This is a genomic window from Escherichia sp. AM3 (genome assembly GCF_032029835.1).
GTDB lineage: Bacteria > Pseudomonadota > Gammaproteobacteria > Enterobacterales > Enterobacteriaceae > Escherichia > Escherichia coli.
In genome coordinates this window covers 1-456 of sequence record NZ_JAVUPQ010000569.1, presented here as the reverse complement: position 1 = coordinate 456, position 456 = coordinate 1, and the positions used below count along the sequence as shown (strand labels likewise).

At 42.1% G+C, this 456-nt stretch carries 1 protein-coding gene; it reads left to right on the top strand.

The window, feature by feature from the left end:
* Nucleotides 1-252, top strand: a 252-nt coding sequence (locus RTW80_RS27285) for a hypothetical protein (RefSeq protein WP_312721209.1), incomplete at its 5' end; no start/stop codon positions are given.
* Between the last annotated feature and the right edge of the window lie 204 nt (nucleotides 253-456).

The following is a 456-nucleotide window of genomic DNA, read 5'->3' as shown; positions in this document are numbered from 1 at the left end:
AAACTCTATCAGGAATGTCTCCTTGTCAGTTTCCCGCCCGATATATTGAACAATATAGCGCGTTCAGTGACCATTAGACACGACATTGTTCATAGAAATGGCCGGGATAAGAAAGGGAAGCACCACTTAATTGAGTGCCATCATGTAAATCAGCTCGAGGAGCTCATGCACGAGTTTCTGGAAGGTATAGACAAACAGATTCTGGATGGACTTCAACTGCCATTCCAGAATGAAAAGGGATTGCAAATGTAATCCATTTGTATTTCGTTTGTATTACTTTTGAAATTCATTTCAATGTCATTATTTGAAATGTTTCGCTGTCAGGAGAAAGGTATGGAACTGGTCTGGAAAAAAAATCCCAGAGGGCGGTTTGAGAGGAAACTGAATCTGGCTGAAAAGGAAGCCCTGCTTCACGTATTCAGTAATGGGCGAAAACCAGGCCAGGCAGATTTACGG